Origin of the sequence: Shewanella algicola, assembly GCF_014648035.1 — a bacterium.
GTDB classification, from domain to species: Bacteria; Pseudomonadota; Gammaproteobacteria; order Enterobacterales; family Shewanellaceae; genus Shewanella; species Shewanella algicola.
In genome coordinates this window covers 60,890-76,270 of sequence record NZ_BMQI01000023.1, presented here as the reverse complement: position 1 = coordinate 76,270, position 15,381 = coordinate 60,890, and the positions used below count along the sequence as shown (strand labels likewise).

16 protein-coding genes and 3 tRNA genes are annotated in these 15,381 nt (G+C 39.8%); 9 read left to right on the top strand and 10 right to left on the bottom strand.

All coding sequences use genetic code 11. The features are described 5' to 3' along the window. Positions 1–47: 47 nt before the first annotated feature. Positions 48–632, top strand: coding sequence for a hypothetical protein (locus IEY42_RS11605; RefSeq protein ID WP_373292825.1), 585 nt, complete (start codon positions 48–50; stop codon positions 630–632). A gap of 344 nt (positions 633–976) precedes the next feature. Here IEY42_RS11605 and IEY42_RS11600 read toward each other — a convergent pair. The 4 genes from IEY42_RS11600 to IEY42_RS11585 all read right to left on the bottom strand — a co-directional run bounded on the left by IEY42_RS11600 (position 977) and on the right by IEY42_RS11585 (position 3,010). Continuing rightward, positions 977–1,053 (bottom strand) — tRNA-Val (locus tag IEY42_RS11600). A 38-nt stretch (positions 1,054–1,091) separates the two neighbouring features. Beyond that, positions 1,092–1,168, bottom strand: a tRNA-Val gene (locus tag IEY42_RS11595). Between the two features lie 47 nt (positions 1,169–1,215). Then, positions 1,216–1,321 (bottom strand) — tRNA-OTHER (locus IEY42_RS11590). 327 nt (positions 1,322–1,648) lie between these two features. Next, positions 1,649–3,010: an MATE family efflux transporter gene (locus IEY42_RS11585; protein ID WP_188925377.1), complete on the bottom strand. Its 1,362-nt coding sequence runs from the start codon at positions 3,008–3,010 to the stop codon at positions 1,649–1,651. 28 nt (positions 3,011–3,038) lie between these two features. On the opposite strand from IEY42_RS11585, the gene IEY42_RS11580 reads away from it, so the two are divergent. Continuing rightward, positions 3,039–3,659, top strand: coding sequence for a riboflavin synthase subunit alpha (locus IEY42_RS11580; protein WP_188925376.1), 621 nt, complete (start codon positions 3,039–3,041; stop codon positions 3,657–3,659). A 56-nt stretch (positions 3,660–3,715) separates the two neighbouring features. On the opposite strand, the gene IEY42_RS11575 is transcribed toward IEY42_RS11580, so the two are convergent. Further along, on the bottom strand, positions 3,716–3,916 hold the full coding sequence (locus IEY42_RS11575; protein ID WP_188921524.1) for a CPXCG motif-containing cysteine-rich protein: 201 nt from the start codon (positions 3,914–3,916) through the stop codon (positions 3,716–3,718). Between the two features lie 502 nt (positions 3,917–4,418). Here IEY42_RS11575 and thrS point away from each other — a divergent pair. The 5 genes from thrS to IEY42_RS11550 all read left to right on the top strand — a co-directional run bounded on the left by thrS (position 4,419) and on the right by IEY42_RS11550 (position 8,973). Beyond that, positions 4,419–6,347, top strand: a complete 1,929-nt coding sequence (gene thrS / locus IEY42_RS11570) for a threonine--tRNA ligase (RefSeq protein ID WP_188925375.1) — start codon at positions 4,419–4,421, stop codon at positions 6,345–6,347. Between the two features lie 3 nt (positions 6,348–6,350). Continuing rightward, the gene (gene infC, locus IEY42_RS11565; RefSeq protein ID WP_160054931.1) at positions 6,351–6,893 is read left to right on the top strand and encodes a translation initiation factor IF-3; all 543 of its coding nucleotides are present in this window, start codon (positions 6,351–6,353) and stop codon (positions 6,891–6,893) included. 82 nt (positions 6,894–6,975) lie between these two features. Next, positions 6,976–7,170, top strand: coding sequence for a 50S ribosomal protein L35 (rpmI, locus tag IEY42_RS11560; RefSeq protein WP_011496149.1), 195 nt, complete (start codon positions 6,976–6,978; stop codon positions 7,168–7,170). 18 nt (positions 7,171–7,188) lie between these two features. After that, entirely contained in the window at positions 7,189–7,548 is a 360-nt protein-coding gene (gene rplT / locus IEY42_RS11555; protein WP_011637486.1) for a 50S ribosomal protein L20, read from the top strand. A 231-nt stretch (positions 7,549–7,779) separates the two neighbouring features. Continuing rightward, positions 7,780–8,973, top strand: coding sequence for an amino acid aminotransferase (locus IEY42_RS11550; RefSeq protein ID WP_188925374.1), 1,194 nt, complete (start codon positions 7,780–7,782; stop codon positions 8,971–8,973). A 121-nt stretch (positions 8,974–9,094) separates the two neighbouring features. Here the strand turns inward: IEY42_RS11550 and yvcK are convergent, their stop codons facing one another. After that, the gene (yvcK, locus tag IEY42_RS11545; RefSeq protein ID WP_188925373.1) at positions 9,095–10,036 is read right to left on the bottom strand and encodes a uridine diphosphate-N-acetylglucosamine-binding protein YvcK; all 942 of its coding nucleotides are present in this window, start codon (positions 10,034–10,036) and stop codon (positions 9,095–9,097) included. 264 nt (positions 10,037–10,300) lie between these two features. Between yvcK and IEY42_RS11540 the strand changes: the two genes are divergently transcribed. Together IEY42_RS11540 and IEY42_RS11535 are read left to right on the top strand one after the other, a co-directional pair. Beyond that, the gene (locus IEY42_RS11540) at positions 10,301–11,119 is read left to right on the top strand and encodes a glucosaminidase domain-containing protein (RefSeq protein WP_188925372.1); all 819 of its coding nucleotides are present in this window, start codon (positions 10,301–10,303) and stop codon (positions 11,117–11,119) included. Beyond that, the gene (locus tag IEY42_RS11535; RefSeq protein ID WP_188925371.1) at positions 11,112–11,753 is read left to right on the top strand and encodes a DUF2987 domain-containing protein; all 642 of its coding nucleotides are present in this window, start codon (positions 11,112–11,114) and stop codon (positions 11,751–11,753) included. Before IEY42_RS11540 ends, IEY42_RS11535 begins: the two co-directional genes overlap by 8 nt. A gap of 67 nt (positions 11,754–11,820) precedes the next feature. Here IEY42_RS11535 and ttcA read toward each other — a convergent pair whose 3' ends face one another. The 4 genes from ttcA to IEY42_RS11515 all read right to left on the bottom strand — a co-directional run bounded on the left by ttcA (position 11,821) and on the right by IEY42_RS11515 (position 15,379). Continuing rightward, positions 11,821–12,765 carry a tRNA 2-thiocytidine(32) synthetase TtcA gene (gene ttcA / locus IEY42_RS11530; protein WP_188925370.1) on the bottom strand — a complete coding sequence of 315 codons (945 nt, stop codon included), beginning with the start codon at positions 12,763–12,765 and terminating at the stop codon, positions 11,821–11,823. 89 nt (positions 12,766–12,854) lie between these two features. Beyond that, entirely contained in the window at positions 12,855–13,784 is a 930-nt protein-coding gene (gene uspE, locus IEY42_RS11525; protein ID WP_188925369.1) for a universal stress protein UspE, read from the bottom strand. Between the two features lie 97 nt (positions 13,785–13,881). Beyond that, complete coding sequence (gene etrA, locus IEY42_RS11520; RefSeq protein ID WP_188921507.1) at positions 13,882–14,634, bottom strand: electron transport transcriptional regulator EtrA; 753 nt, start codon at positions 14,632–14,634, stop codon at positions 13,882–13,884. 55 nt (positions 14,635–14,689) lie between these two features. Beyond that, positions 14,690–15,379, bottom strand: coding sequence for a sulfite exporter TauE/SafE family protein (locus IEY42_RS11515; RefSeq protein ID WP_188925368.1), 690 nt, complete (start codon positions 15,377–15,379; stop codon positions 14,690–14,692). Between the last annotated feature and the right edge of the window lie 2 nt (positions 15,380–15,381).

The following is a 15,381-nucleotide window of genomic DNA, read 5'->3' as shown; positions in this document are numbered from 1 at the left end:
TATCTTAAACTCTCAATAGAGTACGTTTTGATAAGCAGTTACACAAAATTAGTTACAGTCTCGAGATTACTCTTCCCGAAAATAGATTTGCGTTTTCATCTCTACCAGACGGGGCGGCTGTTAGGTTTAAAGGTGAGTTAGACAGAATTACCAATCGTTTTACTGCTTATCAATTTGAAACAAGAATCACTGCTAATCAGTGGGATATTTTCTCATCATTTATCGGAGTAGTCGATCATGTGAACGAGGCCAAGAAGCTAGTTCATGTGATTTTTGATAGAGGTGTCGATACTGTTATTCCATTTTCAAAAACACCGGGGCAACTTAGCGTTGGTGATTCAATTAAGGCAAAGCTGTCAAAGTCCAAGACAAAACATGGCACTAAGTACCAAGCGTTAACTATTGCCAAATCTGATGAACAGGCCAGTACCAATGTTTTAAATGAATTCAGTGATGATGTCCGTATTTCTAATGGACTTGGTTTCACTTCGACTGATATTTTTATTGACAGAAATTTAGTCGAAGGTTGTGGTGTTGAAGATGGTGATATTGTGTCGGGAAAAGCCGTACTAAATTACAACAAGAAAAGATCAAGCTGGGGCTGGAAAGCGATAGTTATTTGGAAGCACTAGTAGCAAGAGTATGAATTTCAATTACACAACCCGCAAAAATTAACTGCTGTGTCATCTAAGGTTGTGGTCAGCTTAAAAATGTCAAAAATCATCTTGTGCCAACATGTTTGGCACGAGATGGGCACAAAATTGCAAAAACGCACTTTTATGAGGTCACAGTAACAAATTTTAATTGCGTGATTAAAGCATCACTAAAAGGTAAGAACGGGTAGGGTGTGTTTGAATATTTTTGCAACTTTCAGGGTTTGGGCACAAAAACTTTTACGTTAGGCACAGACATCAATTAAATATATAATTTAGTCCTATTCTTAAATTGAGATTTTTCAAGAGATTAAAGCAAGAAATGGTACACCCGAGTGGACTCGAACCACCGACCCCTACCATGTCAAGGTAGTGCTCTAACCAGCTGAGCTACGGGTGTATTGTTTGAATTTCAATGTTTAGGCTCTTTGAAAAGAGTGGTACACCCGAGTGGACTCGAACCACCGACCCCTACCATGTCAAGGTAGTGCTCTAACCAGCTGAGCTACGGGTGTATTGTTTACTTTTAATAAAATCTCACTGTTTAAACTCTGTGAAAGAGTGGTACACCCGAGTGGACTTCTCTTTGTTAGAGAATACCGCCCCCTACCACCAGCTTTCAAAAGAGCAGGTAGTGCTTCTCTTTTTAGCAGCTGAGCTACGGGTGTATTGTTTACTTTTGATAAAGTCTCACTGTTTAAACTCTGTGAAAGAGTGGCACCCCCGAGTGGACTTCTCTTTGTTAGAGAATACCGACCCCTACCGCCAGCTTTCAAAAGAGCAGGTAGTGCTTCTCTTTTTAGCAGCTGAGTTACAGGTGCTTTGTTTGAAGTAAACATTAATAACGTTTTGCTTCAAAGCGGTCGCTATATTAAGTGGGATAGGCGGTTGGTTGCAAGCAAAAAAATCATTTTTATGCCTAAATGGTGATTTGCTGTGCAACTTGATTCAAGCTTAGGCAATCCGTTGCCAATAAACCTTGTAAAACAGCTACCTTAACCCACTAATTGAAATTTAGCGCCGTGCTTTTGAATATACTTTAAACGAATAGCAAACAATATTGCCGCAACCGTTAACCCTGCGATTAAACCAATCCAAAATCCATGTGCACCAATCGGCTCCACAATGATGTTGGTATACCCTAAAATATAGCCGGTCGACATTCCCACAAACCAATATGAAAATAATGTGATGTAAAAGGCACTGCGGGTGTCTTTATAGCCTCGCAATGCGCCAGCGGCTACCACTTGGATTGAATCTGATATTTGGTAAAAGGCTGCCAGCATCATTAAGCTACCGGCTAAGGCAACGACTTCAGGGTTGTCGTTATAGAGTAATGCGATTTCATGTCTAAATGTCACTGTTAATAATGCCGTACAAACCGCCAATAATAGCGATAGCCCTAATCCCACCCTTGCTACTAATGCTGCTATTTGTGGCTGATTACGACCCAGGTAATAACCAATACGAATTGAAACCGCTATACCAATAGATAACGGCAGCATAAATACAATAGATGAAAAGTTAAGTGCAATTTGATGGCTAGCAACAACATTTGCCCCTAAAGGTGCGAGAAAAAGTGCAATAACAGCAAATAGGCTCACTTCAAAAAACAAAGCCATGGCGATGGGCATGCCCAGTTTGGTCATTGACCACATATTGGCTAAGTGTGGACGGTAAAACTGCTGAAATGGCTTTAGTTCTTTAAAGGTCTTATCAACTAACATATAGATGATCATAGCGACTAACATGGCCCAAAAAACAATCGCTGTAGCTACACCACATCCGGCTCCGCCCATCGCGGGTATCCCAAAGCCACCATATATAAACACATAGTTAGCTGGAATATTTACCGCCAAGCCAACAAAACCAATCACCATTGTCGGCATGGTATATGATATGCCTTCGCTACAACCTCTGAGCACTTGGTAAATGACAAAAGCGGGCGCGCCCCACAATATTGCATCGATATAACCTACGGTTAATGTTTGTAATTGCGGTTCTAAATGCATCCAGTCGAGTAAATAAGTTGAAGATGCGAGAAAGATCATCACTCCAATCGCGCCAATTATGGCAATATAACCGGCTTGAAAAAGTAATGATGGGATGACTTGTTGATTATTTGCACCGTGGTGTTGTGAAAACACCGGTGTAAACGACATTAATAATCCTTGAACAAATAAAATAGCAGGTAACCATAAGCTGGTACCCACAGCCACCGCGGCCATATCAACGGCACTAACACGACCCGCCATGACAGTATCGATAAACCCCATCATGGTTTGAGTCACTTGTGCAATAAGTACCGGAAGCGCCAATTTTATTAAGCGCTTAATTTGAAAACCTGTATTATTCATTAAAAAGCCTATAACGGAACAAGAAAATATGTTTACTGGTATTGTACAAGCCACCTGCAAAGTGGTTTCTATTCACAAGCAAGCGGGTCTGAAAACATTTGAAGTCGAGATGACACCAGAATTGACACAAGGGTTAGTGACGGGAGCAAGTGTTGCTAATAATGGCGTCTGCCTGACCGTAACCAAGTTGCTAAATGATAAAGTTTTCTTTGATGTAATGGAAGAAACATTAGCGTTAACAAATCTCGGTCAACTTAATGTAGGTGATGCGGTAAACATTGAACGTTCATTAACCTATGGCACTGAAATTGGTGGTCATATTATATCTGGGCATGTCCATACACAAGCAACAGTAAAAGCGGTTAGTAATACTGCTGAACATTATAACATTGAGTTACAGGTCGACCCGCATTGGATGAATTATATCTTTTATAAAGGCTTTGTCGGCATTAACGGTTGTAGCCTAACAGTAGGTAAGGTAAGTGGAGATGGCTTTATACTACATTTAATTCCTGAAACACTAAAACTAACCAATTTAGGTCACTATAAAGCCGGTGATAAAATCAATATTGAAATCGACAGCCAAACGCAAGTTATCGTTGATACGGTAGAGCGTGTACTCGCTAAAAAGCAGTTAATCAATAACTAGCGCGGAGTCATCTTTATTAGCTTACAACAATGGCGTTTATGACTCATGTTTGTAAGCTAATAGATTTGCTCATCATCAGAATCAACATGCAGTTCAATCATCCTCCGATTATCATCTAAATGCATACGGATATGGATCGGGTTACAACAAATTCTGCAGTCATCATAATATTCTTGATCACCCGCGCTGGCATCTAAAGTGACATGCTGGTTGTGTCCACAGTGCGGGCAACTGATTGTGCGTGATAATAATCTCATGTAACTCTCTCCCACAGAGGTATTGATAAACACAGTATAGTGAGAATATTTTAATGTGGGTCAACCATAAGGTTGATTTGTTTTGTGGTGAATATTTTCAATCTAAATTTATTTTTATAGAATAATTAAGTAATAAATCGTTAAATACAGGAGGTTTTATGGCTGATTTTATTTCAACCATAATGCGTCAGCTGTCGTTTTTCTGATGAGTTATAGATTTTCTTCTGTCTAATTATCTGTAAATGTTTGAGTTTTTTATTGTTAACTTTTTAACGTTATTAACAAATATTTTTCATTTATTTGATTTGTTATAAATATATTCCATATTGACCTTTGTATGGTTGCGCCACAAAGCGCTTATCACATAGAATAACCGCCTACGTTTCTGGGTAACTAAGACTCATGTACTGTCTTGATTTCATTAACGTGTCATTCGTTCAACTGAACATACTTTATTACCATGTGGCCCTACGTGTGGGTCACCACTGGACAAGGACATTTCATGCCTATTATTACATTGCCTGATGGCAGCAAACGCGAGTTTGCCAATCCTGTATCAACTCTTGATGTTGCACTCGATATAGGTCCTGGTTTAGCCAAGGCTTGTATCGCCGGCCGTGTAAACGGTGAGCTTAAAGATGCAACGGACTTAATCACTGCAGATTCAGAGTTAGCTATCATTACGGCTAAAGACGACGAGGGTGTTGAAATCCTTCGCCATTCTTGTGCGCATTTATTAGGTCACGCGATCAAACAAATGTGGCCTGAAACAAAAATGGCTATTGGCCCTGTTATCGACAACGGTTTTTATTACGACATCGATTTAGAGCACAAGCTGACTCAAGAAGATATTGATGCGCTTGAAAAGCGTATGCAGCAGTTGGCTAAAACCAACTACGACGTGGTAAAAAAAGTCGTATCTTGGCAACAAGCGCGTGATGCATTTAGTGAGCGCGGCGAAGAATATAAAATTGCTATTTTAGATGAAAACATCAGTAAAGATGCTACCCCAGCACTATATCATCACGAAGAATACGTTGATATGTGCCGCGGACCGCACGTACCTAACATGCGTTTTTGCCAACACTTTAAATTAATGAGTGTAGCCGGTGCTTACTGGCGTGGTAATTCAGACAACAAGATGTTGCAACGTATATACGGAACAGCATGGGCAGACAAAAAGGCACTTAAAACTCACTTAGTGCGTTTAGAAGAAGCCGCCAAACGAGACCATCGTAAAATAGGTAAGCAGCTAGATTTATATCATATGCAAGAAGAAGCACCTGGCATGGTGTTTTGGCATAACGATGGTTGGAGCTTATTCCTAGAGCTAGAAAAATTTATCCGTCAAAAGCTAGGTCAATACACTTATCAAGAAGTGAAAGGTCCATTAATGATGGATCGTTCTTTATGGGAACGTTCTGGCCACTGGGACAAATATGCAGATGCGATGTTCACTACTAGCAGTGAAAGCCGCGAATATGCAATTAAACCAATGAACTGTCCTGGCCACGTACAGATCTTTAACCAAGGGTTAAAGTCTTACCGTGATTTACCACTACGTATGGCAGAGTTTGGTTGTTGTCACCGTAATGAACCATCGGGCTCATTACACGGTTTAATGCGCGTGCGTGGTTTTACTCAAGATGACGCTCACGTATTTTGTACCGACGAACAAGTACAACAAGAAGTGAGCGCATGTATCCAAATGGTATATGACACTTACGCCACATTTGGTTTTGAAAACATTGTCGTTAAATTATCAACGCGCCCAGAAAAGCGTATTGGTGATGATGATATGTGGGACCGTGCAGAAGAAGCACTTAAGCAAGCTTTAGCCGCAAATAATATTGAATTTGAAATATTACCAGGCGAAGGCGCGTTTTATGGCCCAAAAATCGAATTTACCTTACACGATTGTTTAGATCGTGCATGGCAATGTGGTACAGTACAGCTCGATTACGCATTACCTTCGCGTTTAGGTGCAACTTATGTCGCTGAAGACAACAGTCGCCAGACGCCAGTAATGATTCATCGTGCTATTTTAGGCTCATTAGAGCGCTTCTTAGGCATTTTGATAGAAGAATACGCAGGTAAATTCCCAACATGGCTTGCTCCAATGCAAGTGGTTGTAATGAATATTACCGACAAACAAGCTGATTATGTGGAAGATATTGTAAAATTCTTCAAAGATCAGGGTATTCGAGCATCTTTTGACTTGAGGAATGAGAAAATAGGCTTTAAAATACGCGAACACACATTAAGACGTGTGCCTTATTTGTTGGTCGTTGGTGATCAAGAAATGGAAAATAAGGAAGTCGCGGTGCGTACACGTGACGGTATCGATTTAGGCAAGTTAAAATTGGAAGATTTCGCCTCTATGATACGTCAACAAATTTCGCTCCGTAGTCTCAAATTGTTGGAGGAATAGGTCATAAAGATCAAAAGAACAGCAGGGCGACAGCCAGCCCCTAATAGAATCAATGATGAAATCACTGGTGTACCTGAAGTCCGCTTATCGGATTTAGAAGGCGAAGCCATTGGTATCGTTAGTATTAAAGAAGCTCAGAGTATTGCTGATGAAGCAGGCGTTGATCTCGTAGAGATTAGCCCTAATGCTGAGCCTCCGGTCTGTCGCATAATGGACTACGGTAAGTTCCTTTTTGATAAAGCGAAAGCTCAAAAGGAACAAAAGAAGAAGCAGAAACAGGTTCAGGTTAAGGAAATTAAATTCCGTCCTGGCACTGATGAAAACGACTATCAGGTAAAACTACGCAACCTGATTCGTTTTCTAGAAGATGGGGACAAAGCGAAGATTACGCTGCGTTTCCGTGGTCGCGAAATGGCACACCAAAACCTAGGTATGGATCTATTGAACCGTATCAAGGCTGATTTGGAAGAGTATGCGGTTGTCGAATCTTTCCCGAAAATGGAAGGTCGTCAAGCAATTATGGTGCTAGCACCTAAAAAGAAATAGTAGGGCAACCTAAAGTAGCAAAAGTCTCTTGAGGCTTTTGCTCGCCTTACGTTTATTAACGTCCCAATGCGGAGTTTTAGAAATGCCTAAAATGAAAACAGACAAGGGTGTAGCGAAGCGTTTTAAGAAAACCGCTAATGGTTTTAAACGCAAACAAGCTCACTTACGTCACATTTTGACCAAGAAGAGCACTAAGCGTAAGCGTCACTTACGTGCTAAATGTTTAGTTGCTAAGTCTGATGTGCCAGCAATTGCACGTCAACTACCATACGCTTAATTAAAGGAGAGATAAACAATGCCTAGAGTTAAGCGTGGTGTAACCGCTCGTGCTCGTCACAAGAAAGTACTTAAACTAGCTAAAGGTTATTATGGCGCTCGTAGCCGTACTTACCGTGTTGCTGTTCAAGCAGTAACAAAAGCTGGTCAATATGCTTACCGTGACCGTCGTCAGAAAAAACGTCAATTCCGTCAATTATGGATTGCACGTATTAATGCGGCTTCACGTCAAAATGGTCTGTCTTACAGCCGTTTCATCAACGGTCTGAAAAAGGCGTCTATCGAAATCGATCGTAAGATTTTGGCTGACATCGCTGTATTCGACAAAGTTGTATTTGCAACTTTAGTTGAAAAAGCAAAAGAAGCATTAACTAAGTAATTAGTGAAACGCTTTGGAAAAAGGAACCTTAGGGTTCCTTTTTTTATACTTTCAATTTATCTAGTTTGCATTATAAAAATATCTCGCAACCCAAAGTAGCGTCAATATTGTAGATATTTAAAACGATTACGTCATTTTGTCTCAACAATCAAAAAACTCACTACTCAGCATCCTCATAGAGTGGTATAACTAAGAAAAATTCGTCTCATCACCTTACTTAGGATAGTTGTAATGATCTTTTCTCAAGTCACTCTTGCTCCAGCAGACCCCATTTTAGGCTTAACAGATGCGTTTAAAGCCGATACTCGTACTCATAAAGTCAATTTAGGCGTAGGTATTTATAAAGATGAAGCAGGACAAACCCCTGTGTTGTCCTCAGTCAAAAAAGCAGAAGCTATTTTACTTGAAACAGAAAAGAGTAAAAATTACTTAGGCATTGAAGGGGTTCAAGCATATAACCAGGTTGTTCAAGGCTTATTGTTTGGTGTAGACAGTAACATCATTACCGATAAACGTGCTGTAACAGTACAAGCGCCAGGTGGAACAGGCGCATTACGTGTTGCCTCTGAGTTTTTAGTACGTAACACTAAATCAACAACTATTTGGGTAAGCAATCCTACGTGGGCCAATCATAATAATATTTTTGAAACGGCTGGTTTATCCGTAAAAGAATATCGTTACTATAAAGCTGAAACTCATGATATGGATTTTGAAGCCATGCTAGCGGATCTTGAGCAAGCTCAAGCCGGTGATGTCATTCTTCTTCATGGATGCTGTCATAATCCTACTGGTATCGATTTATCTTTAGCGCAATGGCAACAAGTGGCTCAAGTGTGTTTAACTAAAGAGTTATTACCGTTATTTGATTTTGCTTATCAAGGTTTTGGCGCTGGTATTGATGAAGATGCTCAAGGTTTACGGGCCGTTGCTGCTGTCGTACCCGAACTGCTTATCGCTAACTCATTTTCAAAAAACTTTGGCTTATACAATGAACGTATTGGTGCAGTGACTGTTGTAGCAGAAGATGCTGAGTCAGCCACAAACAGCTTTAGCCAAATCAAAAAAAACATTCGTGCAAACTACTCGAACCCTCCTGCTCATGGCGGATTAATTGTCAGCACTATTTTGTCTGATGATGCATTACGTCAAGAATGGGAAGCTGAGTTAACTGAAATGCGTCAACGTATCGCAGAAATGCGCACATTGTTTGTCGACAGTTTAAAAGCCGAAGGTGTAGAGCAAGATTTTAGCTTTATCTCACGTCAAAACGGTATGTTTAGTTTTTCAGGGTTGAATAAACAACAAGTTGCACGTTTAAAAGATGAGTTTGCAATTTACATTGTTGGCTCTGGCCGTATAAGCGTTGCAGGCTTAACCAAAAACAATATGCCAGCGGTTTGCAAGGCAATTGCACAAGTACTGTAATAGTGAATCTTTGATTTGATCAAAGCTCAACATAATAAAGGCTGCTACTGCAGCCTTTATTATTACATGTAATCGGTATCACTCGCTTTGGCAAAATACACTTATAGCACAGACTGCATGATTAACTGCACCTTGGTAAATGTAATTGCGCTAATTGGAAATAACAAACTTCTTCAATCGCATCTGCTAAAGCTTGTTTGTCGTGAAGCCCTGGATGATGATCACTCATTAACGGGAATTGATTAAATCTGACCTCATGGCTGTAATGGCTTGCGAGTTGAGCTTTAGTCCCATGTTGAATCACATCAGCGATAACATTTTTACCGATAACCTGGTTAAGCCAAACAATTTTATCTTCAATACTAAACGTACTGGCAGGCGAGTATTCTGCAGTCAAATTATCAATTAAAATGACATGAGCATTGGCATTTCGAATACTATTGGTAATTTCAGGAAGCAATAATGGCGGCATGATGCTGGTTAAAAAACTACCTGGCCCAAGAATAATTAATTGCGCTTGTTCTATGGCTCTACAGGCTTCTGATGTGGCTTGTACTTGTGGCTCAAGCATTAAAGCAATAGGTGCTTCTTTCATACCATCAACATTTAACTCGCCAAACACTTTGTTACCATAATGGCCCAGTGCCACAAGGTGAGTTGACGCTTCTGACATTGGAATTATGGATGTTTCAATTTTTAGTAAACCACGGATTAGATTGACCGCTTCAAGCGGGCGCACACACAATTGGTCTAGGGCATGTAAGACCACATTGCCGAGATTATGTCCTGCTAATTCATTGTTACCGGTAAAACGATGATCAAACAACATGCTTCCTAAAGACGGTCTATGTGCAAGGTGAGATAGGCAATTACGTAAATCTCCCCAGGCTATGGTTTGTTGATCTTGTCTAAGCCTACCGGTAGATCCACCATTATCTGTAGTGGCGACAATACCGGTTAACCGTGGACCAAGCGAAGACAAAGAAGCACATATTCTGCCTAAACCATGCCCGCCACCAATGGCTACCACATGATCAACGTGCGTTAATTTTTGATTCAACATAGGTTAGGTTCTCTCTAAATCCTTGAGGTGTTGAACGGAAGAAGTCATATCTAAAATCAAATAAGCCCTCTTTTACATCGCTCGATTTTACCTGCTTAAGGTCAGTATAGTGTAATTAATTTTTGTTTTCGTGAACCTTTAACGAGTCAATTTCGCATCACAATAAGTTGATATTTCAGATCCTTGCGGGATTACTGCATCATCAGCCATTTATGGTTATAATTAAGATTATATTATAACGACTTAAGTAATAGGCAGGTCAATTTGAAGATAGGCAATATTGGTAAAATCACATTTGCGTTAGGATTAGCTGTCTTTACATTATTGGCAATCAGGCTGTTTATTATTCCACAAACTGCGCAAAGCCCTGAAAGAACGCTACTTGGTCATCTGCACAATATTGACTTAGGGGAAATGCCCGAGTTTGCCGATATAAATGACATACCGACTAAAAAAGTCACCTTCTTCAACTATTTGCGACCAGCCATTGAAGCGCAAAATCAAATCATCATACATGAACGTCAATTTGTTTTAGCGATAATCGAACAAATTGATAATGGTATTGGGTTAAGCTCAGCAGATGAGCAACGTTTGCAGTCTATTGTTAATAAATACCAATATGATGTGAAATCATTTACCAGTAGCACATTAAGTCCTTTACTCAAACGAATTGATATTATTCCGGTAAATATGGTGCTTGTACAAGCGGCCAATGAAAGCGGTTGGGGCAGTTCACGCTTCGCTACAGAAGGATTTAATTTTTTTGGACAATGGTGCTTTACTGAAGGTTGTGGCTTAGTGCCAACATCACGTGATCAAGGTAAAAACCATGAGGTCGCGGTATTCGACTCACCAAAAGATTCGATTATTGCCTACATGATCAATTTAAACACCCATTCAGCATACCGTCTTTTTCGCTCAATTAGATCTGATTTAAGGGAACAAAAAATTAAACCGACCGCAGAAAAACTTGTCTTCGGTTTGGTTAATTATTCAGAACGTAAACACGAGTACATCGATGAACTTCTTGAAATGCTAAAACATAACAAACCATACCTAACAGGAACTAAAGCCAATGCGTAGTCGTCCGCTCATTAACGGATTCATTTTTCTTTCATCCTTTTTAATCACTAGTAACAGTATTGCAGAAACCGTTTCTTTAGAATACGTAGGCTTTTATGATCGTTTAAAGCAAGTGAATAAACAAAATTACCAACTTGTTGAGCTTGCCTTTAGTGTACCTATTACTTCAGACTGCACCATAAAGTCTGGCAGTATCACCACAGAAAATGCGACTTATCCACTGACGTACACTAAGCAGCAACGACTTTTCATCCCATTTGATGCACAGTTAAAATCCGACCGTGGTTTGGTTAATTTAGAAGTTGCAGGTGATGCAAGCCAATGTGCGATAGCGATGCAAGTGCGTGCTCGTGAAACACAACAACATTATACTCAAGCACAATTGTTAGCGCTTAATACAGACATGAATCGTTTGTTAGATGGTTTACAAGGTTTTCCGATGAAGTATTTTAGAAAACCCATTGATGGTATCACTTTCGATTTTACAGATGAAAATGTCACAGTGAATATCGATGATAAAGTGCAACAGGTAACAAAAAAATTAACCCTCAAGCTTGAACAGATTAATCAATTACAACAACTCAGCTTTAGTTCAAAGCCTAGTGTCGTTAGCCCATTAGTATTGAGCAATTAATTTAATAGATTGTTTGAATAAAAAAATGGCGTTGCAACTGCAACGCCATTTTTATTTACTGTTGTGTTTATGGCTTAAATGTTGCCACAACATCGATACGGTTACTGACATCTAAATTGATATGACCGTTATTATTGATATCAACAAAATCAAAAGCAGGTAAATCTGCATCTGCCACATCACCTTTATTATCAGCATCTGGGTTTCGCATGAGCGAGATAAAATCAAATTGCTCACGGTCGACACCTTGAGAAGGCGCCGTATTCTGCATTGCTGTAAAAATGGTTTCAATACGACCCGGCGCTTGTTTGTCCCAAAGTTTAAGCATGTTTTTGATTTCGCCACGCTTAAGGTTTTCTTGTGAACCACATAAGTTACACGGAATAATTGGGAATTCTTTAAGGTCTGAATAAGCTTCAATGTCTTTTTCACGGCAATACGCTAATGGTCGAATAACCATGTTAGCACCATCATCAGACAACAACTTAGGAGGCATCGCTTTGAGTTTTCCACCATAAAACATGTTTAAAAACATTGTTTCTATAATGTCATCGCGATGATGCCCTAAAGCAATTTTGGTTGCGCCAATGTGTTGCGCAAAACCATATAAGGTGCCGCGACGTAATCGTGAACATAAGGCACAGGTGGTTTTGCCTTCTGGCACTTTCTCTTTAACGATTGAATAAGTGTCTTTTTCGAGGATATGATACGCAACACCTAACTTATCTAAATAAGCAGGTAAAATATCTTCAGGAAAGCCTGGTTGTTTTTGGTCTAGGTTTACGGCGACAATTTCAAATTTAATTGGAGCACGTTGTTGAAGGTTCATTAAAATATCTAGCATAGTGTAACTGTCTTTACCGCCAGACAAGCAACACATAACACGATCACTATCTTCAATCATGTTGTAATCAGCAATCGCAGAACCGACTTCACGTCTTAAACGTTTTTGCAGTTTATTCATGCGAGTAATATTTTTTTTAGCGAGTGTTTCGACTTCAACGTCAGACATAAAAATGCGCCCAGTAACCAAGTGTTTCAGGGCGCGTATTATTCCAGTAATCGAGGGCAGGGTAAAGGGTTTACCTTACTCTATATCGACTATTCTTCTAAAGGTGATTTATATCCGTCTGGTTTAATCGCTAATAAGTCACAATTAATACTATCGATAACATGTTCAGCCGTATTACCTATTAATGCTGCCGAAAATCCAGTGCGACCAACAGTACCAAGTACCACAAGTTCAGCATCTAATTTACTGGCCAGCTCAGGAATAACATCTTCAGGCAAACCTTCTTCTACATGGCAGTTTTCAAGCGGAATATTATAAGCCTGTGCGAGGTACTGCACACGCTGCTCATGCTGCATTTTCACGGTATTGTTATAGATGTTGGCATCAAAGTCAGGCAGTTCGATTGCTAAATTAACAGGGGTACCAGGATAACCGTTAACTAAATGAACACTTGCAGAGAACTTTTTAGATAAATTGAGGGCTTGGGAAATGATTTTGCCATTTAATGTTTGATGATCATCATCTTCGCTAACGACATTTACGGCACAGACAATTTTACCCGCAACTGGCCAATCATGTTCTTTAACCATCAATACCGGTACGGGTGATTTTCGCATTAAATGCCAATCAGTGGGCGTGAATATCACAGCTTTAAGTTTGTCATGTTGATGGGTACTTTTAACGATTAAATCAAAATCGCCATCAATAGCAAAATTTATCACACTTTCAAATGGACGGTTATGCCATACCACTTCGGTATTTATGGTGAGGTTTTTACTGTTAAACCCACTAATGGCACTTTCTAACCAGGCAATACGTTGGTCAATCACACCTTGACGCATCGCTTCACGCTCTTGGCTAGATAGAATAGAGGTCATTTCATAAGAGAAATCGAAGATGGATAAAAATGCTGTGATTTCAGCATTACTTTTAGAGGCAAGTTCTACTGCACGAGCAAGTGCAGGTTGATGATCTGTCGTTGGATTAATCACCACCAAAATCTTTTTATAATCCTTCATATAACCTCCAAAGTTGTTGAATTTATTTTATTTTAACTAAATATAGTATTACCGTTTACTAATAAATAAACCATGAGGTAGATCATACTAATTAACTTTAAGTTGCGATACGTGAGCTGCCGGCTAATTGAGCTAGTGCGTCATTATCGACAATACTGATGTATTTGCCATTCACTTCAATTAAGCCAGCTTTTTGAAAACGGCCAAGCAAACGGCTAATTGTTTCGACAGTAAGACCAAGATAGTTACCGATGTCGCCGCGCGTCATGGTTAATCTAAATTCTTTGTTTGAAAAACCTCGACTGCCAAATCGTTTAGCAAGATTACTGATAAATGCCGCAAGACGTTCTTCAGCGTTCTTTTTCGAAAGCAGTAGAATCATCTCTTGGTCGCTCATGATTTCACTGCTCATTAAGCGCATAATTTGTTGACGTAATTTAGGCATGGTACCGGCGAGGATATCGAGAGTATCAAATGGTATTTCACACACCATTGAGGTTTCGAGTGCTTGAGCAAAACTTTGATGCAATTGAGCATGTATGCCATCAAACCCAATAACATCACCCGCAAGATGAAAACCTGTAATTTGTTCGTCACCTTGTTCTGTAATGGTATAGCTTTTAATTGTGCCTGAACGGATGGCATACAGTGATTTTAAACTATCACCAGATTTAAAGATGAGATCACCTTTTTGAATGGGCTTTTTACGCTCAATAATATTATCTAGTTTATCAAGCTCATCATTATTCAACGTAAAAGGAATACACAATGATTCCATACTGCAATCGTGACAATGAATTGCACAACCGCTGGTTGATGGTCGACGAGCTTTATTTAGATCTGAAGTCATACCCAATCTCAGTTGATGTAAACATTAACATAGTAAACCAAATTGCTATTACTAACTAGTTAAGCTGACTAAAAGCAATATAAAGTGTTTGTAAACCAAAGAGCACCAATAGTAAACCACTCAATAGTCTAACCGCCTTTTTTTGTACCCAATTAGCCAGTGTTTTAGCCGCAACGCCTGCAGCTAGTAAAGCTGGCAATGTGCCAAGGCCAAAGGCAAACATAATCAATCCGCCTTGGAGTGCACTGCCAGACGCAACAGACCATGTTAAGGTGCTGTAAACTAGGCCACAAGGTAACCAACCCCATACCATCCCAGCCAGTAACGCCTGTCGAGGATGTTTAATGGGTAACACTTTACGCGTTAAAGGCTGTAAATATCGCCACAAAATTTTGCCCAATTTTTCAATATGGACAATACCTGACCAAATTTGCGCGATGTACAAACCAGTACATATCATCATGATGCCAGCAAAAATTCGCAATATTAATAAATAGATATCTGCATCAAATAATTGACCTAGCGCAGAGGCACTCGCACCCACAAACGTACCGGCAAGGGTATAACTTGTAATTCGACCTAAGTTGTAGCTGAGCAAAAATGTTAATTGGTTGGCTAATTGATTTGTGCCACGATTAGGGATATTTGCTGAAAAAGCACCAATCAGGCCGCCGCACATCCCAAAGCAATGAGCAGCGCCCATGAGCCCAACCAAAAAAGCACCACCAACATTATATTCAATCATAA

Excerpts from the sequence above, each read along its gene's own strand:
- ttcA (WP_188925370.1), bottom strand. The coding sequence starts at position 12,765 with ATGTCTGACGTTGAAGTCGAAACACTCGCTAAAAAAAATATTACTCGC.
- IEY42_RS11585 (WP_188925377.1), bottom strand. The coding sequence starts at position 3,010 with ATGAATAATACAGGTTTTCAAATTAAGCGCTTAATAAAATTGGCGCTT.
- rpmI (WP_011496149.1), top strand. The coding sequence starts at position 6,976 with ATGCCTAAAATGAAAACAGACAAGGGTGTAGCGAAGCGTTTTAAGAAA.
- IEY42_RS11515 (WP_188925368.1), bottom strand. The coding sequence starts at position 15,379 with ATGATTGAATATAATGTTGGTGGTGCTTTTTTGGTTGGGCTCATGGGC.
- etrA (WP_188921507.1), bottom strand. The coding sequence starts at position 14,634 with ATGACTTCAGATCTAAATAAAGCTCGTCGACCATCAACCAGCGGTTGT.
- IEY42_RS11580 (WP_188925376.1), top strand. The coding sequence starts at position 3,039 with ATGTTTACTGGTATTGTACAAGCCACCTGCAAAGTGGTTTCTATTCAC.
- IEY42_RS11550 (WP_188925374.1), top strand. The coding sequence starts at position 7,780 with ATGATCTTTTCTCAAGTCACTCTTGCTCCAGCAGACCCCATTTTAGGC.
- thrS (WP_188925375.1), top strand. The coding sequence starts at position 4,419 with ATGCCTATTATTACATTGCCTGATGGCAGCAAACGCGAGTTTGCCAAT.
- uspE (WP_188925369.1), bottom strand. The coding sequence starts at position 13,784 with ATGAAGGATTATAAAAAGATTTTGGTGGTGATTAATCCAACGACAGAT.
- rplT (WP_011637486.1), top strand. The coding sequence starts at position 7,189 with ATGCCTAGAGTTAAGCGTGGTGTAACCGCTCGTGCTCGTCACAAGAAA.
- yvcK (WP_188925373.1), bottom strand. The coding sequence starts at position 10,036 with ATGTTGAATCAAAAATTAACGCACGTTGATCATGTGGTAGCCATTGGT.
- IEY42_RS11575 (WP_188921524.1), bottom strand. The coding sequence starts at position 3,916 with ATGAGATTATTATCACGCACAATCAGTTGCCCGCACTGTGGACACAAC.
- IEY42_RS11535 (WP_188925371.1), top strand. The coding sequence starts at position 11,112 with ATGCGTAGTCGTCCGCTCATTAACGGATTCATTTTTCTTTCATCCTTT.